Consider the following 21,890-nt stretch of genomic DNA (forward strand, 5'->3'; position numbering starts at 1 on the left):
GGCCTGAAGCGCACATCTGCTGCGCCTTGTCTCTAGGAAAGGGAACCACCCTGTCCGTCGATACAAGACACAACAGCTGCACGCTTCAGGCCACGCTGAGTACGCAAGGAGTTATTCAGAGGCTCCTCAAGAGGCGGCCATGCAGATTGCGGAACTGGAGCAGCGTACCGGTGTAAACCGCCACACCCTGCGCTATTACGAAAAGGCCGGCCTGCTTCAGGAAGTGGAGCGGCGTGGCAACAATTACCGGGACTATCCGGAAAAGGCGGTGGAGCGGGTGGATATGGTGCGCCAGCTCAAGGCGCTGGGCTTTTCCCTGCGCGAGATTCGTGAGGTGCTCGATGCCTTGCGTAGCGACCGTATCGATTGCGAACAGGGCGCAGTGCTGATGGCGGAAAAGAAGGCGGCAGTGGACGACAAGATCCGCGAGCTGAAACAGGTCAGCGCCCTGCTCGGTCGCGAGCAGCAACGGCTGGAAGAGAGCGCAGCGGCATTGCGCGAAGAAGGACGTTGCAAGGGGTGATTTTTTACCACAGAGGGCACAGAGTTCACTGAGGAATAACAGGCTGAAGATGTTGATGTTGCTGGTGTTGAAGTAAACAAATTAATGCCATTTTTCTCTTTTTCTAGCCGGTTTATTTCTACGAGAACGTTTTGGTCAATGAATGGTGTTTTTGGCGAACACCCTTGCCTGACAATGGCGCACAAACGCTGGTGATTTCGCCGGGCTCTGCTTAGCGTGTGGGTCCATTATTCGTGCGGCTTCAGGGAGTAGATCATGGGTGCATCACAGGCAGACCAGAACGGCGTGAAAGAAATCAGTTTTGCGGCAGCACAGCAGGCCGGGCAAGTCTCCTGTGACGATGCGCTGGCCCTTTATGATGCGCTGGAGCCGATAGAGGCGGATTTCATGATCGGCCCCTGGAAAGGCGAAGGCTTTGAAACCGGTCACCCTCTGGATGGGGTGCTGGAGCGCTGCCACTGGCACGGCAAGCGTTTTGACAGTGCGGAACATGTGCATCCGCTGGTGTTTCGCAAGGCGTCCGGTGAGCTCACTACGGTAAAGCCGTTGCTGGTGATGCCGGGGCTGGGCCTGCTCGACCGGTTGCCGTTCCTGAAGACAGAACGGGTCGGCACGTTGTTCCAGTGGATGCTGCCACTGCTGTCCGGGCGCCAGTCCGCCGCCCGCCTGCGCATGGTTAACTACCGGGGAAAAACCTCGGCCACCATGTCCTACGACAACCTGCCCATCAATGATGTGTTCCGCAAGGTAGATGCCAACACCGTGCTCGGCATCATGGACCTCAAAGGCATGAAGCAGCCGTTTTTCTTTGTGCTGCGTCGCGACGACGCCTGAGTCTTTCTGCCAGAATGCCCCCTGAGTCATTTGCATGCTGCAGGGGGGAATCATCTTGACCGAGTGGGCACCGCAATACAGTAAGGCGGAGCGTATCCGCCTGTTACTGTTTCATGCTGCCTGGGCAGTGCCCCTTTTCCTGCTAACCGAGTGGTTCTTTTTTCCCTGGTTTGAACGCTATGTGGAAACCGCCCACTGCCACCGCTACGGGGTGTTCAATGGCCTGGAGCTGGTGCTCTATGGCCTGTTTATCGGCTTGCCGCTGGGATTGGCGCTGCTGGTGCTGGCCATCGAAGGGCGACACAGTTTTCAGATATTGCGGCTGGGGCAGTCGCCCTTGCCCGACGAAAAAGTGTTTCGCGCTACCCGCTATGTGTACGGCAATCGGGCGCGCATCAAACCGCTGATCTTTTTTCTGCTGGTAGTGTTTTTGTGTGGGGTGTCGGTGCAGGGGTTTTTCTGGGCGGATGCCATGATTGGCGAGCTGTCGCCGGACGTTAGCCGGTGCCTCGGCGTACCTGTCGCTCAGCGATACATTTTCCCGTAGGCGCGTCGCTGGCGGCGCGATTCCATGCGTTGGCTATCGCGCCGCCAGCGACGCTCCTACGGGTAGGTGGGGATACGGCAATTCAGGTTTTCCGCAGGATGCAGTTCGCCTTAGGCCCAGTGCACCCTACCGGTGGGTTCAGTAACCGCTGTCTTCTGCGTCGTCGCTGAGCCGCTCTCGGCGTTCCTGTTCTTCCTCGAAAGCCGCCTTGATCTCTGCCAGCACGTCTTCCACATCAGCGATGTGGCCGTCGTCTTCCACCTGGCCGGTGAGTTCGCTGTCCGGGGTCAGTTCGCCGCTTTCATACAGGGCCCAGATTTCCTGGCCATAGCGACTACCGCGTAGTGACGGGGCGTACTGGCCGTAATAGCGGGTCATGTTGTCCACGTCCCGGTAGAGCATGGCTTCGGCGCTGTTGTTGGCGGCGGCATCCACGGCCTGGGGCAGGTCGATGATCACCGGGCCGTAGTCATCCACCAGCACATTGAACTCGGACAGGTCGCCGTGGATGATCCCGGCGCACAGCATGCGCACCACGTATTCCATCATCAGGGCGTGGTCTTCTTCTGCCTGCTCGGCGGACATCACCACTTCACTGAGGCGCGGGGCCACATCGCCTTCATCGTCGGTGACCAGCTCCATCAGCAGCACCCCTTCGAGCATGTCGTAGGGCTTGGGCACGCGCACGCCGGCCTCGGCCAACAGGCGCAGGGCGTCCACTTCGGCGCTCTGCCAGATCTTTTCCTGCTGCTCTCGACCGAACTTGGAGCCCTTCTCCATGGCCCGGCTGCGGCGGCTGTTACGAACCTTGCGGCCTTCCCGGTACTGGGCGGCTTTCTTGAAGTTTCGCTTGGCGGCTTCCTTGTAGACTTTCGCGCAGCGGATCTCCTCGCCACAGCGGACCACGAAGATATCGGCTTCCTTGCCACTCATAAGACGGCTGATGACCTCGTCGATGAGGCCGTCATCTACCAGGGGTTGTAATCGTTGCGGGGTTTTCATGCCGCACTTATACCTTATTTGGCGTCTGGCTTCCCCTGCTACCTGAGGTTTTCGTGCGGAAATCGGGGGGACGGGGGCGATGACGGTTGCAAGCACCCTGCTCCGTTATGGCAACAAGAGCAGGGTGAGCCAGGAGCGGGTCAGGCTTGCAGCTTGTCCGCCAGGGCGGTGGCATTGCGGGCGCTCATGCCGTAGATGGTGAGCTGCGGGTTCACCCCCAGGCTGGTGGGAAATACCGAGCCGTCGATAATGTACAAGCCATTCAGGTACTTGTAGCTGCCGTCGCTGTTGACCACGCACTGGGACTCATCCTGGCCCATGGCGCAGCCACCCATCACATGGGCGCTACCGAGGCCGGTAATGACCGGGTCATAGGCCAGCTTGTTGATGCCGTCCTTGGCCTCTTTCCAGCTTTTGTAATAGCCGGCATGGGCGTGGCTCGGGCGGATTTCTTTGGCGCCGGCGGCGAAGTGCATTTCCGCCATGGTCAGATGGGAGCGTTTGGCGCCTTCGAGCAGATAATCGTCAACGGGATAGTCGATGACAGGCTCGCCGTTGTCGCGAAGTTCCACACTGCCGCCAGGGTTGTCGGCGTGGAAGCCATCGCGCAACAAGGCGATGGAGGCTGCCAGGTTCGGCAGACGCTCGATTTCGCCACGGGCATCGCCGCCGTAACCGCCCATCAGGGCACCGGTGAGGCCCGGGTGCATGGGCATCATTTCCAGCTTGTAACCCGCCGGCCCGTCCACACCCTGCTTGAACACGAACTCGTCGGAATACAGGGATTGCGGCGCGCCGTAGTACGGGGCCACTTCCTTGTCGTAGATGCCGAACGTGAAGGTGGTGGGGTGAAGGAAGGTGCGTTTGCCTACCCTGCCCTGGGGGTCCGGTGCCTCGGAACGCATCAATAGCGCCGGGGTCTGGATACCGCCGCCAGAGGCAATCACGGTTTTTGCCTTGACGGTGACCGTGGCGCCGGTGGCGACTTTGTCATTGTTGAGCGGGCGCACTTCCACCCCGGTGACGGTGTCGCCATCAATCAGCAGGCGATGGGCCTGGGCGCTGTGAATCAGGGTGGCGCCGTTGTTCATGGCCGTGGGCAGGGTGGTCACCAGCATGGATTGCTTGGCATTGGTAGGGCAGCCCATGCCGCAGTAGCCGATGTTCCAACAGCCTTCCACGTTGCGCGGGATCACGGCCCATTCCCAGCCCAGGGCGTCGCAGCCTTTTTTCAGCACGTCGTTGTTGGCGTTGGGGGGCATGATCCACTGGCTGATCTTGAGCCGCTCTTCCATCTTCTGGAACCAGGGGTCCAGATCACTGCGCAGCAGGTTTTCCGCGCCGAAGGTGTCCTGCCAGTACTGCAGGGTTTCACTGGGGGTGCGGAAGGAGCTGGTCCAGTTGACCACGGTGGTGCCGCCGACGGTGCGGCCCTGCAGGATAGTGATACCGGCATCCTTGGTGGCGCGCATGGCGCCCTCTTGATACAGGTCCCGGTAGGCCTGCCCTTCATTCAGGGTGAAGTCGTCAGAGCTCATCAGCTTGCCGGCTTCGATAAGAATCACCTTGAGCCCGCGCTGGGTAAGAATCTCCGCGCTGACGCCGCCGCCGGCACCGGTGCCGATGATCACCACATCCGCTTCCAGGGTGCGGTCAGCGGAAACGGTGCGCCCGTCGATCACATCCCAGCCGTTCTTGATACCGGTTTTCCACGGGTCCTTGATGCCCTTGATGGGCAGGGAAGACAGGTCCTGCATGGCGTTATCCTTGTTGTTTTGCGCCGGCTGCAAGATGCCGGACGCTTGACGCTAAAACCAAATCGCCCTGCCCGCAGGCAGGGTGAAGATCCATCAGGAGGTGGCGGTTGGTGCCGTATCCGCTGCCGGGATACCTGCCTCGGGCGTGATTATCACCTGCGGTGGTCCCGGGTAACCGGTACTGCGCGCCGCCTCAGGCTTCACATACCAGGCCATGAACATGGGCTGGGTAAGGCCTTTGAAGGCCATCTGCGACAGGCCGCGATCACTGGAGGACCAGTGGGCCAGGGTCTGTTGTAGCTCGTCCTCGCTTTGCTCGGCAAAGCTGGCCCAGGTGCCGGTGATAAACCAGCGGGCAGCGCCCAGCTGCATCAGATCGAGAATCTGAAACAGGGTGGCACGGGTGCCGGGCATGGCCCCGTCCAGCAGGTCGTCGTAGGCTTTCATGCCGTCTTCGGCGCTGGCTCCCACATCGGTGAGCGCCTTGCCCAGTACCGCGCCGACCAGTGGTGTCAGCAGGTCCACGTCCTGTTGGCGAAAATGGCGATACCCTGCCGCCGGGCCGTCATTACTGGAACAGCCGGTGAGCAGGGTGAGGCTGGAGCCAGTGGCTAGCAAGGCACTACCGGCGGCGCCCAGCTTGAGAAAGCTGCGGCGGTTAAGTCCTTGATCCATAGAGCACTCTTCTTTTTGTTGGTGGTTATCCGTAGGAGCGTCGCTGGCGGCGCGATAGCCCAGCGTATGGAATCGCGCCGCCTACTCGCAGAGCACAGAGAGCGACGTTCCTACAAAAGCCCGCAGGTGCCCTTATTTCAAAAAGTACTTGTCGATCATCTTGTGCATACCGCGGCCATAGGGGGGCAGGATGAACTTGGTGGCGTTGAACTTGCCCTTCTTGTAGATGCCCTTGGCCTGGGAGAAGGTCAGGAAGCCTTCCGGACCGTGGTAGGCGCCCATGCCGGAATCGCCCACACCCCCGAACGGAATGTCGTCCACGCCCACATGGGAAATGGTGTCGTTCAGGCAAACGCCGCCGGAGTGGGTGTTCTTCAGCACCCGGTCACAGTTGCTCTGGTTCCAGTCCAGGTAGTACAGGGCCAGCGGACGGGGCCGCTCGTTTACATACTCGATGGCGTCATCCAGATTCTTGTAGGGCACCACGATCATCAGCGGGCCGAAGATTTCGTCCTGGGCGATCTGCATGTCGTCGGTCACGTTCAGCACCAGAGTATGGGGAATCTTCTGGCTGCCGGTGAAGTCTTCGTTGGCCGGGTTGATCTCAATGACATCGGCGCCCTTCTCGCTGGCATCCTTCAGGTAGCCCTGCAGGCGGCTGAACTGGCGCTGGTTGATGATAGCGGTGAAGTCCGGGTTGTTGACCATAGTCGGGTAGGACTGAGCCACCTGGGCTTTCCAGGCGTCCACGAATTCCTGCACCCGGTTTTCCGGGCAGAGGATATAGTCCGGCGCCACACAGGTCTGGCCGGAGTTCAGGCACTTGCCGAAGGCGATGCGCTCGGCGGCATCCTTCATGGGGAAGTCCTGGCCGATAATGCAGGGGCTCTTACCGCCCAGCTCCAGGGTCACCGGGGTCAGGTTGGCGGCGGCGGCGCGCATGATATGGCGGCCCACGGTGGTAGAGCCAGTGAACAGCAGGTGGTCGAACGGCAGGCTGGAGAACGCCTGGGCCACGTCCACCTCACCATTGACGACCGCTACCTGTTCTTCCGGGAAGGTATCGGCAATCAGTTTTTCCAGCAGGGCACCGGTGCGCGGCGTCGCTTCGCTCATCTTGACCATCACCCGGTTACCGGCGGCCAGGGCGGTAATCAGTGGCACCACCGCCAGTTGGATCGGGTAGTTCCAGGGCACGATGATGCCCACCACGCCCACCGGCTGGTATTCCACCCAGGTCTTGCCCGGCCAGCTCAGCGCGCTGACGCTACGCTTCTGGGGCTTCATCCACTTGCGCAGTTTCTTGGTGGTGTACTTGAGCCCTTCGAGGGTGATCAGCATTTCGGCCAGCTTGGTTTCGTCGGCGGCGCGGGTGGTGAAATCGTTGTTGAGGGCCTCAATCCAGGCATCCAGGTTGTCCAGCAGCAGCGGCTTGAGGCGGCTGATCAACTCGATGCGCTGTTCCGCGCTGGGGTAAGGGTGCTGGCGGTAGGCCGCTTTCTGGGCAGCGAAAATCTGCTGCATACGTTCGATATCGGCATTGTTGCTGTGGAGATCTTTCACTTCGGCGACCATGGTCACTTGCCTCCCGAGGCTTTTCATTATGTATGATGACAAGATCGGTCGCCCTGGCGGCCGATCAAAAATTAACCTTGAGTCTGATTTTTAGAGTAATTACTCTAAGAGTCAACCGGCAGTAATGAAATCACAACATTTGGCCTACAATGACCAGCACCAAGGAACGGATCCTCAACACCAGCCTCGCGCTCTTTAACCGGCAGGGGGAACGCAATGTGACCACCAATCACATTGCCGAGGCACTGGGCATCAGCCCGGGCAATCTCTACTACCACTTTCGCAACAAGGGCACGATCGTGGCGGCATTGTTCGAGCGCTACAGCCAACATTTGCTGACCTTGCTGGAGGCGCCCCGTGGGCCGCTGACCTGGACCATCAAAACCCACTATTTCGAGGGCTTGCTGGCGTCCATGTGGCAGTACCGGTTCTTTCACCGGGACCTGACCCACTTGCTGCATGCCGACGAGGCGCTGGCGGCGCGCTACCAGGCCTTTGTGGAAGTGGTGCTGGAACGGGGGCGGGTGATCTACAGTGAGCTGCGCAGCAGCGGCATTCTCGAGCTGGATGATGAGCAGCTGCAGGGGCTGATGGTGAACACCTGGGTGCTGATGTCCTCCTGGGCATCGCTGGTGCATGGCTTGCGCCCGGACGCGGCGGCGGATGAGGCCCTGGACGAATCCCTCATGCGCCACGGCATCTACCAGATCATCTGCCTGGAAGAGCCCTTCCTGCGCGGCGAGACCCGCGAGCACCTGGAAGAAATGAAGGCCCGCTACCGGGCGGCAGACACTACCTCTGCGCTACTGCTGGGCCATGTTCCCGGCATGCAACGGGCCGCCAGCGAATAGCTGCCCTTCCCCTCCAGCCATAAGAAACGGTTTATCACAGAGGGCACAGAGAACACGGAAGGAACACCCTCTCTTCACGGTGTGCTCTGTGTTGAAGGCGCAGGGCTTCTCCTTGCTAAGAACCCATCACTCCAATCCCTTTCAAGCGCTGGCGTTGATGACCGCTGAATGTCTGGTTGTCAGTTTGCGGATGTTCCCTCCCCATGCTTGTTTTGCTCGCCATCCCGCCGTTTTTCACCAGCGCGCAAGTTGAATATGTAGGATATGGCTTACATATTTTTGTAAGTTGCTGAGATAAAGTGAATTTTCTGATTTGGCGCTGCAAGAAAAGTCCGACCAAAATTTCCTGTTCAACGCGCAAGTGCAAGAAAAGTCGGATGAGAATAATTCCTGGATCTAGCCTAAAGCCTTGTTCGCCTTGGTGTTTCGAGTGGGTTCGGGTAGAAATGGAAGTGGGGATATATTGCAAAGTGATATATCGCATCTGCGATTGAATACGCTGTTAGCGTTCATATAAATCGAGGTATACGAGACTAATTATGTCGGAAGTATTACTGCTTGCAGAACGAGTTGATCTCGCCACCAAGATAGGTGAGAGCCACTATCGTGAGTTCAAGAGCGCATATGAAGGGCCGCCGGGCATAAAAACTAAGCGTGGCACCAGAGAGATTTGCCTGGACATCGCAAAGACGTTGGTGGCCTTCGCCAATGCAGATGGCGGCGAATTATTCGTGGGCATTGAAGACGATGGAAAGGTTGCTGGAATCCCGCATCAGGACGATGAAGTGGAGCGCTTGAAGAATGCCTACATCTCTCACGTACATGGCGATACGCCATTGCCGCGGCCGCAAATCAGTCTGGTTGATTACTCTGGCAAAGTCGTTCTTTATTTTTCCATTCAAAAAGGAAATGATTTTGCATACCTGACGTCTGATGGTAAGTGCCTCAAGCGTATGGACTTGGAGTCTGTTCCGGTTGGCTCGGAAAAAATTCGAGCAGAACGTCTTGAGTATGAATCTAGGGTCTGGGATAGGACAATTTACGACAGCGCATCACTTGAGGACCTCGATTTTGATTTGCTTCGAGAGTTATCCAACCAAGTGGCCTATGGTGTAACGCCTGAAAAATGTCTTCAGCATTTAGGAATAGCTGAGTTCTCTCCATCCGGGATGAAACTAAAAGCCGCAGCTTTGTTGTTGCTAGCTAAAGATGTACGGAAATTTCACCCGGGCTGCTATGTCAGGATATTCACCATAAGCGGGAAAGAGCGTCGATCTGGAGAGTCGTTTAATGTAGTCAAAGACGATATTGTTGCTGATAACATTTTGAAGCTGGTCGAGACAGCTTGGGAGCGAATGAGTTATGCACTGACAATGCATACCTCAATGACAGACCATGCCAAGTTTCAGCAAAGTTACTTATACCCTCAGATCGCATGCAGAGAAGCACTAATTAATGCCATTGTGCATCGCAATTATGCAATTCAAGGGCGAGGAATTGAAATCAGCATTTACACGGATCGATTGGAGATAGTAAGCCCAGGCAGAGTGCTGTCGACCATATCTTTGGACGACATCAGGAAACTAAAAGGCGCGCATGAATCGAGGAACCCCTTGGTCGCAAGAGTTTTGCGAGAGACTGGGTACGTCAGGGAGATGGGCGAAGGTATTCGCAGAATATACGATGTGATGCGAAGCAACGCACTTGCTGAGCCAGAGCTTTTGAGTGACGATAATGACTTTACCGTAACATTGTTCCATAGATCTCTTTATGATCCAAAAGTAAAGCTATGGCTTTCAAATTTTGAGGATTTAAAATTGACAGAGAGCCAGATGGCTGTCTTGGCTCTCGGACACGAAGGAAGGGAATTTTCCACGCAGGATATAATCGACCGACTCGGAATTGTTGACACGGACCAAGTCCGTGAAATTTTAACTCCATTACGCCAGCTGGGAGTAGTGCATCGAACCAAGGATCATGGGCAAGCATTCAAATTTTCAAAGAAAAACAAAGTGCCGAAAAGATCCGTCCCTATCTACATCGTGGTTACTCCTAGCGAAGGAGGGCTTCCGGAAAACTCTGACGCTGTCAGCTCGGATAATGACGAAATAGTTCCAGAGGAAGAAATTAAGTTGTTCGTTGGTGGGTTAAATAAAAATTCAACCAAGGATAAAATCATTGAGGCCTTTTCAAAAGTATATCCAGTGCTTGATCTAGAAATGCCAAAGGATCGCATAAAAGGTATGAACAATCGGGGATACGCATTTCTGATCCTTGAATGCAGCCCAGATGACATGCAAGGGGCGATAGAGGCGCTCGATCAAACAGAAATTGATGGACGAAATGTTAGCGTTAAGCAAAGAAAATAAGTGCTAACAATTTTCTGCACACGGACAAATTGCTCGCTGCGCTCCCAATTTTCCGGTGAGCAAGGCGTTAGAGGGTGAAGTGGAAGAAATTCTTTGGTTTTTAGCGTTTGGGGTGTACTTGGTTCTCCTGAACGACAGAAGGGAGATAGAATATGACGAGAGTGGAAACTTAATCGGTTTTTTTCGAGGATTTAGATGGTTCTCTCCTCTTGGCATAGCTTTTTTCTTATTCAGCCTTTTTAGCGTATTGGTTACCTATTCACATATAGATCTTTTGAGTAAATTCGTGACGCTGGCAATTGGTGTGTTTATGGGGTTGTTGCCAGCTATATATTTTTGGTTCAGAAGAGTGAGCCTAAAAGGTTATACAATAGAAGGGGTTGGTCCCTTTAATGGCAAGAAGCGTATCTGTCTTGATGAAGTGGTTATAATTAAAATGCATGGAGATAAGCGCCTTGGAAGGTGGTCTTCGAATGGGGCAACCATTCATGGAAATGGAACAAAAATCCAAGTTGAAGGTTTCTTATCTGGATACGAGGCCCTGATTGAGGCTGTCAATCAAGAGGTTGAGCGCCTTAACTCTAACAAGATTACTCAGCCGACCGCTGACGCGCCGGCTGAGTAAGTGGTTAAATCTCAATCGGGGATCACAATGGGTCGTAGGTATCGAAGAAGAAATAATCTCGGTTCGGTAGTAACCGATGTCGTTCAAGTTGCCTCCCGCCTTCCTTGGTGGGGCGCCCTGCTTGTTGGCCTTTTCGCGTACTTACTGATCTACATCGGCTTAGGCGGCTATCTTGAAGGTCAACTTGCCGCACAAAAAGGCAACCAGTTCTATCCTATTATCGAGGCAAGATATGGCCGGTTCATTCGGCTCACGGCTTGGGTCGGGCACGCATGCTTGTTAGCGGGAGCGTTTTTCGCTATCCGTAACCACTACTTTGGCGCCAATGCTCAACGCACAGAAAAAGGTATTGTCGGTGTAATTGCCAGAATCTTGGGGCGGAGCATTGACTAAGAGATTTAACAATCGCGTCACATGCAACGCTCGTACCTCGCGCGCTGTACGCGGGTGTGAAATGAGTCAGGACACAGCAGCACTAGCACAACGAAAACGCACAAAATTGTATGCTTCACAGAGGGCATTATCAGGCGCGGGGTCAGACCTCACATTTCACGGAGCTCCATGGCATCCTGGAATGGCCCCAGGAAAGAGTCGTTAGTCGTTGGTGGCCCAATTAGCAAGCGCATTTTGTTGAACAGGATTCCCTCTATTCTACAAACCAGCCGAAAATGAGAAAGTTATGTGTAACGAGTTGGTCACGGAGAAGAATTGAAAATCAGAAATAGAGAAGAGCTGGCGGAATACGTAAATCACGGAAACAGAGTGAAGTATGTATTTTTCTGGGGGCACAAAAAACCAAAGAGTGGCGTATCAAAAAGTTGCTTTAGTCAGTGGTATGACGCGCCATTTGAATGCGAAGGCAACAGTTTCATGACAGCTGAGCATTACATGATGTATCGCAAAGCGTTACTTTTTGATGATTGCGGTGCAGCACAAAGACTTCTAGCCGCGAGCAATCCCGGAGAAGCAAAAGCTATTGGTCGTGAGGTTAAGAATTTCGATCAAGAAAAATGGGACGCTTATCGCTTTGAAATCGTGGTTTCGGGGAACTTGGCAAAATTCAGCTGCAATCCGGAACTGAATGAATTTTTACTTAACACTGGAAACCGGGTGCTCGTCGAAGCAAGCCCAGTGGACAAAATTTGGGGTATCGGCCTGGCCGAAGATGACCCTGCCTGTGAAAACCCAAACTTGTGGAAGGGTGCTAATCTATTGGGATTCGCATTAATGGAAGCGCGTGAGCAACTATCGCGGTAGGTCGCAAAAAATGTAGGACCGGCGACGCCCTTTACATTGCGCCTTCGGCTTCATTCCAAGGGCGCACACCCTCTCAGCGAAACCCGAACCCCTGCACAAACGCCATCAACCGCTGTTCCAGCCAGAAGCGCTGGGGGGCGTGGTTGATAAAGCCCACATGGCCGCCGTACTCGCTCACCTCCAGGGTCACCGCCGGGCCCAGTTCTTCCTGGCGCGGCAGGGTATCCGGGGTCATGAAGGGGTCGTCCCGGTTTTGCAGCATTAGCGTGGGGGTGCGGATCTGCAGCAGCTTGGGGCCGGCAGAGCATTGGGCGTAGTAATGGTAGGCGCCCCGAAAACCGTACAGCGGCGCAATGATCTGGTCGTCGTAACGCCAGAAGGAACGGATGCCACTCATGTTCAGCCGGTGCAGGCGTTTGGCCTCCGGCGGGTTCACCTTGTCGAGATGGCGCTTCTTGTCGTTGAGCTGGGCTAGCAGGGTCTTCAGCAGATGCTGGCGGTAGAGTTTCGACAGGCCCCGGTCCAGGCGGTTGGCACACAGGTCCAGTCGCAAGGGCGCGCACACCGACGCTACCGCCGTGAGCTTGCCGTTATCCCGGTGGGCCAGCCAGTTCAGCAGTCGGCTGCCCCCCAGCGACACGCCGATGGCGATGCGGTTGCCGGTGGGGTCCTGGTCAAATACATGCTCGATCACCGCATCCACATCGTCGGTTTCTCCGGCGTGGTAGCACAGCGCGGTGTCATTGGGCTGTTTGGCCCCGCGACTGTTGATCGCCACCGAGCGCACCCCCGCATCGGCCAGGGCCTTCTGGATACCACGGATATAGTGGGAATCGCTGCAACCGGACAGGCCGTGCAGCAGGATCACGGTGAGCTGACCGGGGTGATGTTGCGGCCCCGCCCAGTCCAGTAATAGCTGGTCGCCATCCGCCAGCGGCAGCCACTCGCTGTGCCGCTCCACCTCCGGCAAGGCGCGCCCCAGTGGCCCCCACAGGGTTTGCAGGTGGGGGTTGCGCAGCCACACGGGGGGCTGGAACGGGGAACGAACGATTTCGCCCATGGAATCTCTCACTTGATAGCAGTCTCTTCGACCGGCGCTATGGTAGCCTTTTGTTTTTCCCGCTGGCACCCATTGATGACGGAGACCCCATGGCCCGCCGCTTTTTCGACGATCAGGAATTTCAGTCCGGCCTTGCCACTGAGCTGGGCGCCAATGCCAGTCATCATATTGGCAAGGTGCTGCGCATGGCGGAGGGTGACGAGCTGGTGGTATTCAATGGGCACGGCGGCGAATGGTCCGCGCGGATTGTCGCCGTGGGCAAGAAGGCGGTGACCGTGGAGCCGCTGGCGTTTGTGGAGGAAGACCGCACTGCCCCGCTGGCGGTGACTGTGGCGCTGCCCATGATCAAGGGCGAGCGCATGGATTATGCGATCCAGAAAGCCACCGAGCTGGGTGCCGCCCGGATCGTGGTGCTGGATACCGAGCGCTGCGAAGTGCGCCTCAAGGGCGAGCGCCAGGAAAAGAAGCTGGGCCAGTGGCAGCAGGTGGCCATCAGTGCCTGCGAGCAATGCGGCATGAACCGGCCCCCTCAGGTGGCAGGTGTGATGTCGCTCAAGGACTGGCTGACCTCGGAGCTGCCAGACTTGAGGCTGATCGCCCACCCGGGAAAAAGTCCGTTCTCCCCTGCTGCCCTGAAGGGCACCACGGCACTGGCCCTGCTTACCGGCCCGGAAGGCGGCTTTTCCGATGACGAACTGCGCGCGGCGGAGGAAAACGGGTTTGTGGCGTTTGCCCTGGGCAATCGGGTGTTGCGTGCCGAGACGGCGCCGGTGGCCTTGCTGGCGGCGTTGTGGGCGTGGCAAGGATAAAAGATAGCTACAAGCTTCAAGCTTCAAGCAGCAAGCTACAAGGCGCGCCTTCGGTTATCGTGATAGCCAGTCCGTGCCCGCGCTTGAACGCGTATAAGGCCCTGGCGGATACCGCGGAACGATAACCGCGTTGTAGCTTGCAGCTTGAAGCTTGTGGCTTGCAGCTAAAAATAAGGACAAGACATGCTGACCATCCTGGCCATCAGTAATTACCGCTCCGCCCTGGAGCTGGTGTTGCCGCTGGGGCCGCTGAATGTGATTACCGGTGCCAACGGTAGCGGCAAGTCCAACCTGTATCGGGCCCTGCGGCTGCTAGCGGCCACGGCCCAGGATGATGTGATTGCGGCCCTGGCCAGTGAGGGCGGGCTGGAGTCTACCTTCTGGGCCGGGCCGGAGACGCTCAGCACCGCCATGCGCAAGGGACTGGTGCCGGTAGAAGGGGGGCCGCGTCAGCATAGTCGGCGGCTCAAGCTGGGGTTTGCCGACCAGGATTTCGGCTACCTGATTGAGCTGGGCCTGCCCCGGCCGGACAGTACCACTGCCTTCAACCTGGACCCGGAGATCAAGCGGGAAGTCATCTGGGCCGGCGGCGCCTACCGGCCTGCAGCCGCGCTGGTGGACCGGCGCGGCCCGCTGGTGAAAGCCCGTGTCGATAACGGCTGGTTAACCCTGGCCGACCATCTCAATACCTTCGATAGCCTGTTCAGCCAGGTGGCCGATGCGCGCACGGCGCCGGAGGTGCTGGCCCTGCGCGAGCGGATTCGCGGCTGGCGGTTCTACGACCACTTTCGCACCGACCGGGACGCTCCGGCCCGCCAGGTCCAGATCGGCACCCGCACACCGGTGCTGCATCACGATGGCCGTGACCTGGCGGCGGCCCTGCAGACCATCCGTGAGGTGGGCGACAGCCTGGCGCTGGATGCTGCCATTGAAGATGCCTTTCCCGGCGCCAAGCTGAATATCGAGCCGTTGCCGGATGGTCGCCTGAAACTGGAGTTTCACCAGTACGGTCTGTTACGGCCGTTATCCGCTGCGGAGTTGTCCGATGGCACCCTGCGCTATCTGTTGCTGATCGCTGCCCTACTCACTCCGCGCCCCCCTTCCCTGATGGTGCTTAACGAACCGGAAAACAGCCTGCATCCGGATTTGCTGCCGGCACTGGCTCGTCTGATCGAGCAGGCCAGCCAGCACAGCCAGTTATGGGTGGTCAGCCATGCCAGCCGGCTGGTGGCGGCGTTGAATGAGCACCCGGATTGCCATGGGGTGGAGCTCACAAAGGAGTTGGGTGAAACGCAGATCGTCGGGCAGGGATTGTTGAGTACGCCTAACTGGTATTGGTCGGAACATCACTGACGCAGGAAAATATGAAAAAACAATTAGGTGTACTGCAGCGTTGGGATGATGAGCGCGGTTTCGGGTTTATTGCCGACAAGAAAGGTCGGGATATTTTTGTTCATGTCAGTGCCTTTGGCAGTATTCGTTCGCGCCCGAAATCCGGCGAAAAAGTGCTGTTTCGAGTAGAGCCGGATGCTGCCAAGGGTGTCCGTGCGGTAGAGGTGGAACGGTGCTGGCGGCCCGCTCATCTGCTGTTGCCGGAATTCCTTCTCCCGGTGTTGATGGTGGGGGCGTTTTACGGCGCGTTGTGGTGGTTTTTCTCGCAGAATGCATTCTGGTTTTTTCTGATTATTTTCATTCTGTTGATGGCTGCTGCGACGTTCATTATGTTCGGGCTGGACAAACGGGCGGCGCTGAACGACCGCCAACGTGTACCGGAGAATACCCTGCATCTTTTATCCCTGGCCGGTGGCTGGCCCGGTGCTTTGTTGGCGCGCCCGCTATTTCGTCACAAAACCCGAAAGCAGCCTTTTCGTTCTGTTTTCTGGATTGTGGTCGTGGTAAATCTTGCGGTGCTGGGTGTTTTCGTTTTCAGCCCCCAGGCCGCGCCTTTGCGTGACTGGCTGGATGTGCAGGCGCTGGGCTGGCTGATCACTCTCAAGGAATGGGGGTGGATCAGCGGGCCGGTTTGAAACAGGCAGGTTGGATAGCAACAGACAAGCAATGGAATGCATTTATAACCAGGGAAGGAGAAAGAAAGATGAATAATAAAAACAGGGAAGAAAAATGAGACTACCGGAAGATGTGGAAAGTGTATTGAACGTTCGAGGGGAAAAGGCGGCGATTGCACTGTTGTGTCGGCAGCATGAAATGAGTCGCGGAGCCGCCATGGCCTGGGTGGCAGCCTGTTCCGGCTGGCGTTTGCCGGTGGTGGCGAAGCCGCTGTCGAAAGTGAAAATAGCAGCCCTGCTGACGGGTGCCTTTGTTGCCGGCATGCTGCTGGCAGCGCTGGAAAAACTGTTTTGAGTTCTTCATAACCAATGAATCACGAGGAATACACATGCAAGTGACAAGCCCTATTATCGCCCCGGTCGTGGTACTGGTGGCCTGGACCATGGTCATGTGGTTCTGGATGTATGTGACCCGTTTACCGGCCATGAAAGCGGCCAACATGAAACCGGATCCGGTAGCCCCTCGTGGCGAGCAGATGAACACCCTGCCCGCCAGTGTGCGCTGGAAGGCGGATAACTATAACCATCTGATGGAACAGCCTACGGTGTTCTATGCCGTGGCCCTGTCCCTGGCACTGCTTGGCCAGGGTGATGGCATCAACCTGACGCTGGCCTGGGCCTATGTGGGCATCCGCGTGGTGCATTCGTTGTTGCAGGCGCTGATCAACAAGATCGAGCTGCGCTTTGTGTTGTTTGCCCTGTCTTCACTGGTGCTGATCGGGCTCACCGTCAACGCGTTGCGCGCGGTGTTCTGATGGCGTTTGATGCGGAGCTGGCGCAGCGGGTCCGCGAAGGGCTGCTGGCTGTCAGTGGTGCCCTGCCCGATGAAAAGCGCATGTTCGGCGGCTTGTGTTTCATGATCGCCGGCAACATGTGTTGCGGCATTCTTGGCGACCGACTGATGGCCAGAGTCGGGCCGGATGCCTACAGTACCTTGCTTGGTATGCCAGGAGCCGGCGAGATGGATTTCACCGGTCGGCCCATGAAGGGCATGCTGATGATCGACGCGGATACGGTGGCCGATGACGCCACACTGCAACACTGGCTGACGCACTGTTTTGCCTTCGTTCGCACTCTGCCTCCCAAGTAACTGTCTGGAATCGTCATGCTGCAAATCGGGATTGTGATCTACGATGATGCCGAAGTACTGGATTTCGCCGGCCCCTATGAAGTGTTCGCCACCGCCGCCCGGCTCTGTGACACCCCGCCCTGGCGGGTGTCGTTGATCAGCGAACATCGTAATGTGATGGCCCGTGGCGGCTTCACGCTACAAAGTCACTTCACGTTTGATGAGCATCCGGCCCTGGATGTGCTGCTGGTCAGCGGCGGGGTACATACCTCTGCCATGGAAAACCCTGTATTGCTGAAAGCCCTGAGTGAAGCCGGCAACGGTGCACGTTGGGTAACCTCGGTTTGTACTGGTGCCTTTCTATTGGCAGAGGCAGGATTGCTTGCCGATCAGCGGGTAACCACCCACTGGGAAGATATCGCTGACTTGCGCCGGCGTTTCCCGGCGCTGGATGTGCAGGAAAACAGTCGCTGGGTAGAAGACGGCAATCGCCTGACGTCGGCGGGCATTTCCGCCGGCATCGACATGAGTCTGCATCTGGTGGAAAAACTGCACAGCCGGAAACTGGCAGAAGACACTGCCAGGCAGATGGACTATGCCTGGCAACAGTGATCCCCGAAGGCTGATGGTGCCGTGGTGTCGACGAGTACGGACTAGTACTGCGGCGCGATATAGTGTTCCTGGTAAAGCGGGTAGCGGCTCAGATCCGGCCCCGGGTGCAGCTGCTCCGGCCAGTGATACAACATGATTGCCAGTACGTTGCGGTGTTCGCCCTTGTTTAGATCTGTGCCCCAGTGGGGAGAAGGAATCATCTGGGCCTGTGGGTCGTAACGCTGTTCCAGCGCCTCGCGAACGGCGCCGATCACCGGGCTGTTACTTTCCCCTGCCAGCAGAAAGCACAGGGCCATTTCCGTATAGATATCCGCTTTGGTATGGGCGATCAACGCCTGGTGATGGCGCTCCAGGTAGTCGAAAATCCAGGCAAAGTCCTGGCGACGGATCGGCTGCTGGTAGTAACCGCTGGCCGCAATGATCACATGGGTCATGCCGTAGACCCGGGCCTCCAGAGCCGGATCAGGTTGCGGTGGCTGGTCCGGGAACACCTGGCGAAAGGCCTGCTCAAAGGGTTCGCGCAGATCGCGAATACCCAGGTCGTGCAGGTAATAGACCATATTGGCCAGCTGTGGTGAGTAGGCGGCGATCACCTCCGGATCGAGGATAAAGCGGGCAAAATCCACCTGGCGCAGATAATCCAGACCCTGCCCGGTCTGGGTAAAGGGTGGCTTTCCGGCGAGACCGAGCTGATCCACCTTGTTCAGGTAATAGAGCAGGTTCTTGGCAAAGGGGATCTCGTCATAAGCCAGCAGTAGCTGCTTGCGACGCTGGTGTTTGCGGGTGTCGTCCCGGTAGGCAAGGGCGATCTGTCTGGCCCGGCTCAGCCGGTAGTCCCGGTTGTGTAACTGGCTCAGGTCCTGTTGCAGGAAATCGGCGTCACCGATCAGGTCCTGATAGATGATGGGCAGGTAATCCCGGTCTCCGCTGATTCGGTAAAGACGGGTGGCATAATGGCGCTGTTTGTTGGGTGACAGAGCCGGCAGCGCCTGCTCGTAGCGATCACGAATCTGCTCACCGATAGTGGGCGCAGTGAGTGTAGAAAAGGACGTTGGCTGGCAGACAATCAACAGGGCGAAAAGCATACCGAGCCAGGCAGACTGAACCCATCGCATAGCGCACCGCCGCTTCATGTTCGCTTCCGGATATTTCAATGTAGACCTGTCAATAAAGCAGTCTGTGCCAGCGGTAGCAATGGTGCAAAGCTTTACAGGGATTAACGTTTTACCGGTGCCGCCGGCTATAACGCCAATACACTACCGCCAGCAAGGCAGCCAGGGTGGCCGGGGCCATCAGCGCGGTGAAATTCAGCAGGCGGAACAACAAGGTGCCGACCACACCGCCACAGACAAAACCGCCGATCAGTAAGATGAACAGCAACAGCCGACGGCCATTGAGAGGAATACCACGCAGCCGGTTGCCGAGCATGATGCCCAGATCCGTGAAGATCCCGGATAGGTGGGTGGTGCGGATGATGGAGCCGCTGTAGGTGGTCACCATGGCATTTTGCAGACCGCAGGCCATGGACGCCAGGTAGATACCGAGATCACTGCCCCGTTGCAGAGACAGCATGGCCATGACCAGCAGAGCGGCTTCGATCAGCAGGGAAAAGCCGTAGTGCCGTCCCAGTTTCAGGGCGGTGCTGGTGATCAGCAGGCCGCTGAGGGCCGCCCCGGCGAGAAAACTCAGCAGGGTGAAAAGCAGGTGCAGGGCATTGCTCAGGGCCAGATCTGCCAGTGCCAGACCCAGTAGCGAGGAGGTGCCGGTCAGGTGAGAGACGGACTGGTGGCTGAAGCCCAGCAGCCCTACCGCATTGACACTGCCCGCTAGAAAGGCGAGCAGGAAGGCTCCAACTTCTACCCAGGGGGGAAGGCGTGTCAGCAAGAAAAACCCCGATGCTTATCCGTGGCGATGCGCAATTGTAACATGCGCGCCGCAGGGGGGATTTTCGACTATTTGTTTTTCTTCTTCTTGCTACCCTTGGCGCCTTTTTTGCCGTCGCCCTTTTTTCCTGACTTTTTCTTGTTGTCCTTCTTGTCGCCCTTCTTGGTCTTTTTGCTGGAGGTCTTGGTGTTTTTCTTGTCCGCTTTTTTCTCGGCCTTTTCGTTTTTGGCATTAACGGGTTTCAGTGCTTTGGCTTTCTTGCCGCTTTTCTTTTTTTCTTTGTCGACCTTTTGCGTCTTGCTGTCTCCCTGCGCAGTAGAGGTGGAAGCCGGACTATCGGTGTCGAAGATTTCCAGGCTCACGGTTCGGAACCGTCGTAGACAGTAGCGTACCTGGCCGAGGCTGAGCCCGCTTTGTTCGGCGGCCTGCTGCTGGGTGTTGCCCTGGTCCAGCGCCAGCAATGCCTTGGCACGGGGGCCGTTCGGGGCCGGTTGGTCGGATCGGGCCTGGCAAAAGGTGCGCTGTGCGCTGGTAAGAAGAGAAGACTGACTCATTATAGGTGATCCCCTGAGGTGGGCCCGGCAAGGGTGCCGGGCCTTGGACAAAAATAGCGAGCCTTACACAATACGAGACAGTCAGAGAGGAAAGCAAAAAAACAGATTGGCTGTCAGAAAAGTGACATCTTTCAGCCGTCTTTTTGCTGCTTTTCCATCATGTCCGCCTGCAGGATCTCGATCCAGTAGCCATCAGGATCCTTGATGAAAGCGAGACCTTTCATCTTGCCATCATCCGGCTTCTTGACGAATTCGACACCCAGTTTTTCAAACCGTTCGGCGGCGGCGTAAACGTCCGGGACCGTGATACCGATATGGCCGAAGCCCTGGGGTTGGGCATTGCCGTCATGATAGGCAAAGTCCGCATCGTCTTCGCTGCCCCAATTGTGGGTCAGTTCCAGCATGGCCTCACGGCCAAAGGTGTAGGTGAGGCGTTTGGCATTGTCCTCGGGTACCTGGCGCGCTTCCTCTTCACCCAGGTAGGCCAGGAAGTAGAGACTGAATTGCATTGCCGGAAAATCCAGCTTGCGGACCAGGCGCATGCCCAGCACCCGGGTATAGAAATCCAGGCTGACTGTGGGGTCCTTGATGCGCAGCATGGTCTGGTTGAACAGGAAATCGCGGGTGGCATCGTCCGGGGTTTCACAGAGGCCGTCGGCCTGTTCGAAATGGCGGGACATGGGGGCTCCTCATCAGCGTTGGCACAGGGAGCTAAAGAATATCGGGATGGGGGGGAGGGAATGCAAGCCTTGTCGTAGGAGCGTCGCTGGCGGCGCGATAGCCAGCGTTTGGAATCGCGCCGCCAGCGACGCTCCTACGGCAAGGTGGGGATCAGGCCGGGGTTTTTTCCACGGTCTTGAGGACTTTCTGCAGGCCGGCCACGGTGCCACCGATGTCGCTGAGGCCCTGGGGCAACAGCAGGGTGGTGGATTCCTTGGCGACTTTTTCGAAAGCGGAAACGTATTGCTCGGCGATGCGCAGGCTGACTGCCTCTTCGCCGCCATCCTCTTTCACGGCGCTTGCCACCTGACGCAGACCTTCGGCAGTGGCGGTGGCAATCAGCTCGATCTGACGGGCGCGACCTTCCGCCTCGTTGATCTGCTTCATCTTTTCACCTTCGGAGATATTGATCATCTCCTGCTTCTCACCCTCTGAGCGGTTGATCGCGGCCTGGCGATCACCCTCGGAACGGTTAATGGCAGCCTGGCGCTCACCCTCGGACTCGGCAACCACGGCGCGACGTTCACGCTCGGCGCGAACCTGTTTCTCCATGGCGTCCTTGATGGACACGGGCAGGTTGATGTCGGCCACTTCATAGCGCAGCACTTTCACGCCCCAGGGCTGGGCGGCTTCGTCAACGGCGCGAACGACTTCCATGTTGATGTCGCCGCGCTCCTCGAAGGTCTTGTCCAGATCAATCTTGCCGATTACGGAACGCAGGGTGGTCTGGGCCAGCTGCTGGGCCGCCATGACATAGTCGTCCACCCCGTAGCTTGCGGCTTTCGGGTCGATCACCTGCAGGTACATGACGCCGTCAATGGAGACTTCGATGTTGTCCTTGGTGATACAGCTCTGGCGCGGCACGTCACGGACGATTTCCTTCTGGGAGTGCTTGTAGGCAACCCGGTCGATAAAGGGCATCAGGAAGTGAAGGCCCGCCTCCAGGGATGTCTGGTACTTGCCCAGCCGCTCCACGACATACACCTGCCGCTGCGGCACGATGCGAATCACCATGAAGAGCAGAATGACAACGCCGAGGGCGATGAGAGCGGAAATAATTAAACCTGCCATGGATAGGGTTCCTTGTTATTGCTAGCGAGT

At 57.2% G+C, this 21,890-nt stretch carries 25 protein-coding genes; 15 read left to right on the top strand and 10 right to left on the bottom strand.

Annotated features, from left to right (window positions below):
- Positions 1-139: 139 nt before the first annotated feature.
- The 3 genes from ACFE0K_RS07240 (at position 140) to ACFE0K_RS07250 (ending at position 1,904) form a co-directional block, all read left to right on the top strand.
- Complete coding sequence (locus ACFE0K_RS07240; RefSeq protein ID WP_434535423.1) at positions 140-523, top strand: MerR family transcriptional regulator; 384 nt, start codon at positions 140-142, stop codon at positions 521-523.
- A gap of 255 nt (positions 524-778) precedes the next feature.
- Positions 779-1,357 (top strand): DUF4334 domain-containing protein, encoded by a 579-nt coding sequence (locus ACFE0K_RS07245; protein ID WP_434535424.1) that lies wholly within the window; start codon positions 779-781, stop codon positions 1,355-1,357.
- A 55-nt stretch (positions 1,358-1,412) separates the two neighbouring features.
- The gene (locus tag ACFE0K_RS07250; RefSeq protein ID WP_434535425.1) at positions 1,413-1,904 is read left to right on the top strand and encodes a hypothetical protein; all 492 of its coding nucleotides are present in this window, start codon (positions 1,413-1,415) and stop codon (positions 1,902-1,904) included.
- Positions 1,905-2,042: 138 nt separating this feature from the next.
- Here ACFE0K_RS07250 and ACFE0K_RS07255 read toward each other — a convergent pair whose 3' ends face one another.
- From ACFE0K_RS07255 to ACFE0K_RS07270, 4 genes are all read right to left on the bottom strand, one after another.
- Complete coding sequence (locus ACFE0K_RS07255; protein ID WP_434535426.1) at positions 2,043-2,906, bottom strand: PA4780 family RIO1-like protein kinase; 864 nt, start codon at positions 2,904-2,906, stop codon at positions 2,043-2,045.
- A gap of 140 nt (positions 2,907-3,046) precedes the next feature.
- Entirely contained in the window at positions 3,047-4,663 is a 1,617-nt protein-coding gene (locus tag ACFE0K_RS07260) for a GMC family oxidoreductase N-terminal domain-containing protein (protein WP_434535427.1), read from the bottom strand.
- A 93-nt stretch (positions 4,664-4,756) separates the two neighbouring features.
- The gene (locus ACFE0K_RS07265) at positions 4,757-5,338 is read right to left on the bottom strand and encodes a twin-arginine translocation signal domain-containing protein (protein ID WP_434535428.1); all 582 of its coding nucleotides are present in this window, start codon (positions 5,336-5,338) and stop codon (positions 4,757-4,759) included.
- Between the two features lie 132 nt (positions 5,339-5,470).
- Positions 5,471-6,913 (bottom strand): coniferyl aldehyde dehydrogenase, encoded by a 1,443-nt coding sequence (locus tag ACFE0K_RS07270; RefSeq protein WP_434535455.1) that lies wholly within the window; start codon positions 6,911-6,913, stop codon positions 5,471-5,473.
- Between the two features lie 149 nt (positions 6,914-7,062).
- Between ACFE0K_RS07270 and ACFE0K_RS07275 the strand changes: the two genes are divergently transcribed.
- The 5 genes from ACFE0K_RS07275 (at position 7,063) to ACFE0K_RS07295 (ending at position 12,015) form a co-directional block, all read left to right on the top strand.
- Positions 7,063-7,764: a TetR/AcrR family transcriptional regulator gene (locus tag ACFE0K_RS07275; RefSeq protein ID WP_434535429.1), complete on the top strand. Its 702-nt coding sequence runs from the start codon at positions 7,063-7,065 to the stop codon at positions 7,762-7,764.
- 539 nt (positions 7,765-8,303) lie between these two features.
- Positions 8,304-10,133 (top strand): ATP-binding protein, encoded by a 1,830-nt coding sequence (locus ACFE0K_RS07280; protein ID WP_434535430.1) that lies wholly within the window; start codon positions 8,304-8,306, stop codon positions 10,131-10,133.
- A gap of 79 nt (positions 10,134-10,212) precedes the next feature.
- A complete protein-coding gene (locus ACFE0K_RS07285; protein WP_434535431.1) occupies positions 10,213-10,758 on the top strand; it encodes a hypothetical protein in 546 nt (181 codons plus the stop codon).
- A gap of 27 nt (positions 10,759-10,785) precedes the next feature.
- Positions 10,786-11,151, top strand: coding sequence for a hypothetical protein (locus tag ACFE0K_RS07290; RefSeq protein ID WP_434535432.1), 366 nt, complete (start codon positions 10,786-10,788; stop codon positions 11,149-11,151).
- Positions 11,152-11,466: 315 nt separating this feature from the next.
- On the top strand, positions 11,467-12,015 hold the full coding sequence (locus ACFE0K_RS07295) for an NADAR family protein (RefSeq protein ID WP_434535433.1): 549 nt from the start codon (positions 11,467-11,469) through the stop codon (positions 12,013-12,015).
- Between the two features lie 73 nt (positions 12,016-12,088).
- On the opposite strand, the gene ACFE0K_RS07300 is transcribed toward ACFE0K_RS07295, so the two are convergent.
- On the bottom strand, positions 12,089-13,075 hold the full coding sequence (locus ACFE0K_RS07300; RefSeq protein WP_434535434.1) for a YheT family hydrolase: 987 nt from the start codon (positions 13,073-13,075) through the stop codon (positions 12,089-12,091).
- Between the two features lie 89 nt (positions 13,076-13,164).
- On the opposite strand from ACFE0K_RS07300, the gene ACFE0K_RS07305 reads away from it, so the two are divergent.
- From ACFE0K_RS07305 to ACFE0K_RS07335, 7 genes are all read left to right on the top strand, one after another.
- Positions 13,165-13,884 (top strand): 16S rRNA (uracil(1498)-N(3))-methyltransferase, encoded by a 720-nt coding sequence (locus tag ACFE0K_RS07305; RefSeq protein WP_434535435.1) that lies wholly within the window; start codon positions 13,165-13,167, stop codon positions 13,882-13,884.
- 183 nt (positions 13,885-14,067) lie between these two features.
- Entirely contained in the window at positions 14,068-15,237 is a 1,170-nt protein-coding gene (locus ACFE0K_RS07310; protein ID WP_434535436.1) for an AAA family ATPase, read from the top strand.
- Positions 15,238-15,248: 11 nt separating this feature from the next.
- Positions 15,249-15,911, top strand: coding sequence for a DUF1294 domain-containing protein (locus ACFE0K_RS07315; protein WP_434535437.1), 663 nt, complete (start codon positions 15,249-15,251; stop codon positions 15,909-15,911).
- 94 nt (positions 15,912-16,005) lie between these two features.
- The gene (locus ACFE0K_RS07320) at positions 16,006-16,245 is read left to right on the top strand and encodes a hypothetical protein (RefSeq protein ID WP_434535438.1); all 240 of its coding nucleotides are present in this window, start codon (positions 16,006-16,008) and stop codon (positions 16,243-16,245) included.
- A 34-nt stretch (positions 16,246-16,279) separates the two neighbouring features.
- Entirely contained in the window at positions 16,280-16,705 is a 426-nt protein-coding gene (locus tag ACFE0K_RS07325) for an MAPEG family protein (RefSeq protein ID WP_434535439.1), read from the top strand.
- Entirely contained in the window at positions 16,705-17,040 is a 336-nt protein-coding gene (locus tag ACFE0K_RS07330) for a TfoX/Sxy family protein (protein ID WP_434535440.1), read from the top strand. The genes ACFE0K_RS07325 and ACFE0K_RS07330 overlap by 1 nt, the downstream gene beginning before the upstream one ends.
- A gap of 15 nt (positions 17,041-17,055) precedes the next feature.
- On the top strand, positions 17,056-17,631 hold the full coding sequence (locus ACFE0K_RS07335; protein ID WP_434535441.1) for a DJ-1/PfpI family protein: 576 nt from the start codon (positions 17,056-17,058) through the stop codon (positions 17,629-17,631).
- Between the two features lie 41 nt (positions 17,632-17,672).
- Here ACFE0K_RS07335 and ACFE0K_RS07340 read toward each other — a convergent pair whose 3' ends face one another.
- The 5 genes from ACFE0K_RS07340 to ACFE0K_RS07360 form a co-directional block, all read right to left on the bottom strand.
- Complete coding sequence (locus ACFE0K_RS07340) at positions 17,673-18,746, bottom strand: DUF3541 domain-containing protein (RefSeq protein WP_434535442.1); 1,074 nt, start codon at positions 18,744-18,746, stop codon at positions 17,673-17,675.
- 109 nt (positions 18,747-18,855) lie between these two features.
- The gene (locus tag ACFE0K_RS07345; RefSeq protein ID WP_434535443.1) at positions 18,856-19,515 is read right to left on the bottom strand and encodes a YoaK family protein; all 660 of its coding nucleotides are present in this window, start codon (positions 19,513-19,515) and stop codon (positions 18,856-18,858) included.
- Positions 19,516-19,583: 68 nt separating this feature from the next.
- The gene (locus ACFE0K_RS07350) at positions 19,584-20,069 is read right to left on the bottom strand and encodes a helix-turn-helix domain-containing protein (RefSeq protein ID WP_434535444.1); all 486 of its coding nucleotides are present in this window, start codon (positions 20,067-20,069) and stop codon (positions 19,584-19,586) included.
- Between the two features lie 131 nt (positions 20,070-20,200).
- On the bottom strand, positions 20,201-20,749 hold the full coding sequence (gene gloA / locus ACFE0K_RS07355; protein ID WP_434535445.1) for a lactoylglutathione lyase: 549 nt from the start codon (positions 20,747-20,749) through the stop codon (positions 20,201-20,203).
- A 151-nt stretch (positions 20,750-20,900) separates the two neighbouring features.
- Positions 20,901-21,860 carry an SPFH domain-containing protein gene (locus tag ACFE0K_RS07360; protein WP_434535446.1) on the bottom strand — a complete coding sequence of 320 codons (960 nt, stop codon included), beginning with the start codon at positions 21,858-21,860 and terminating at the stop codon, positions 20,901-20,903.
- Positions 21,861-21,890 lie beyond the last annotated feature (30 nt).

This window comes from Alcanivorax sp., assembly GCF_051117345.1.
Classification (GTDB): Bacteria; Pseudomonadota; Gammaproteobacteria; order Pseudomonadales; family Alcanivoracaceae; genus Alcanivorax.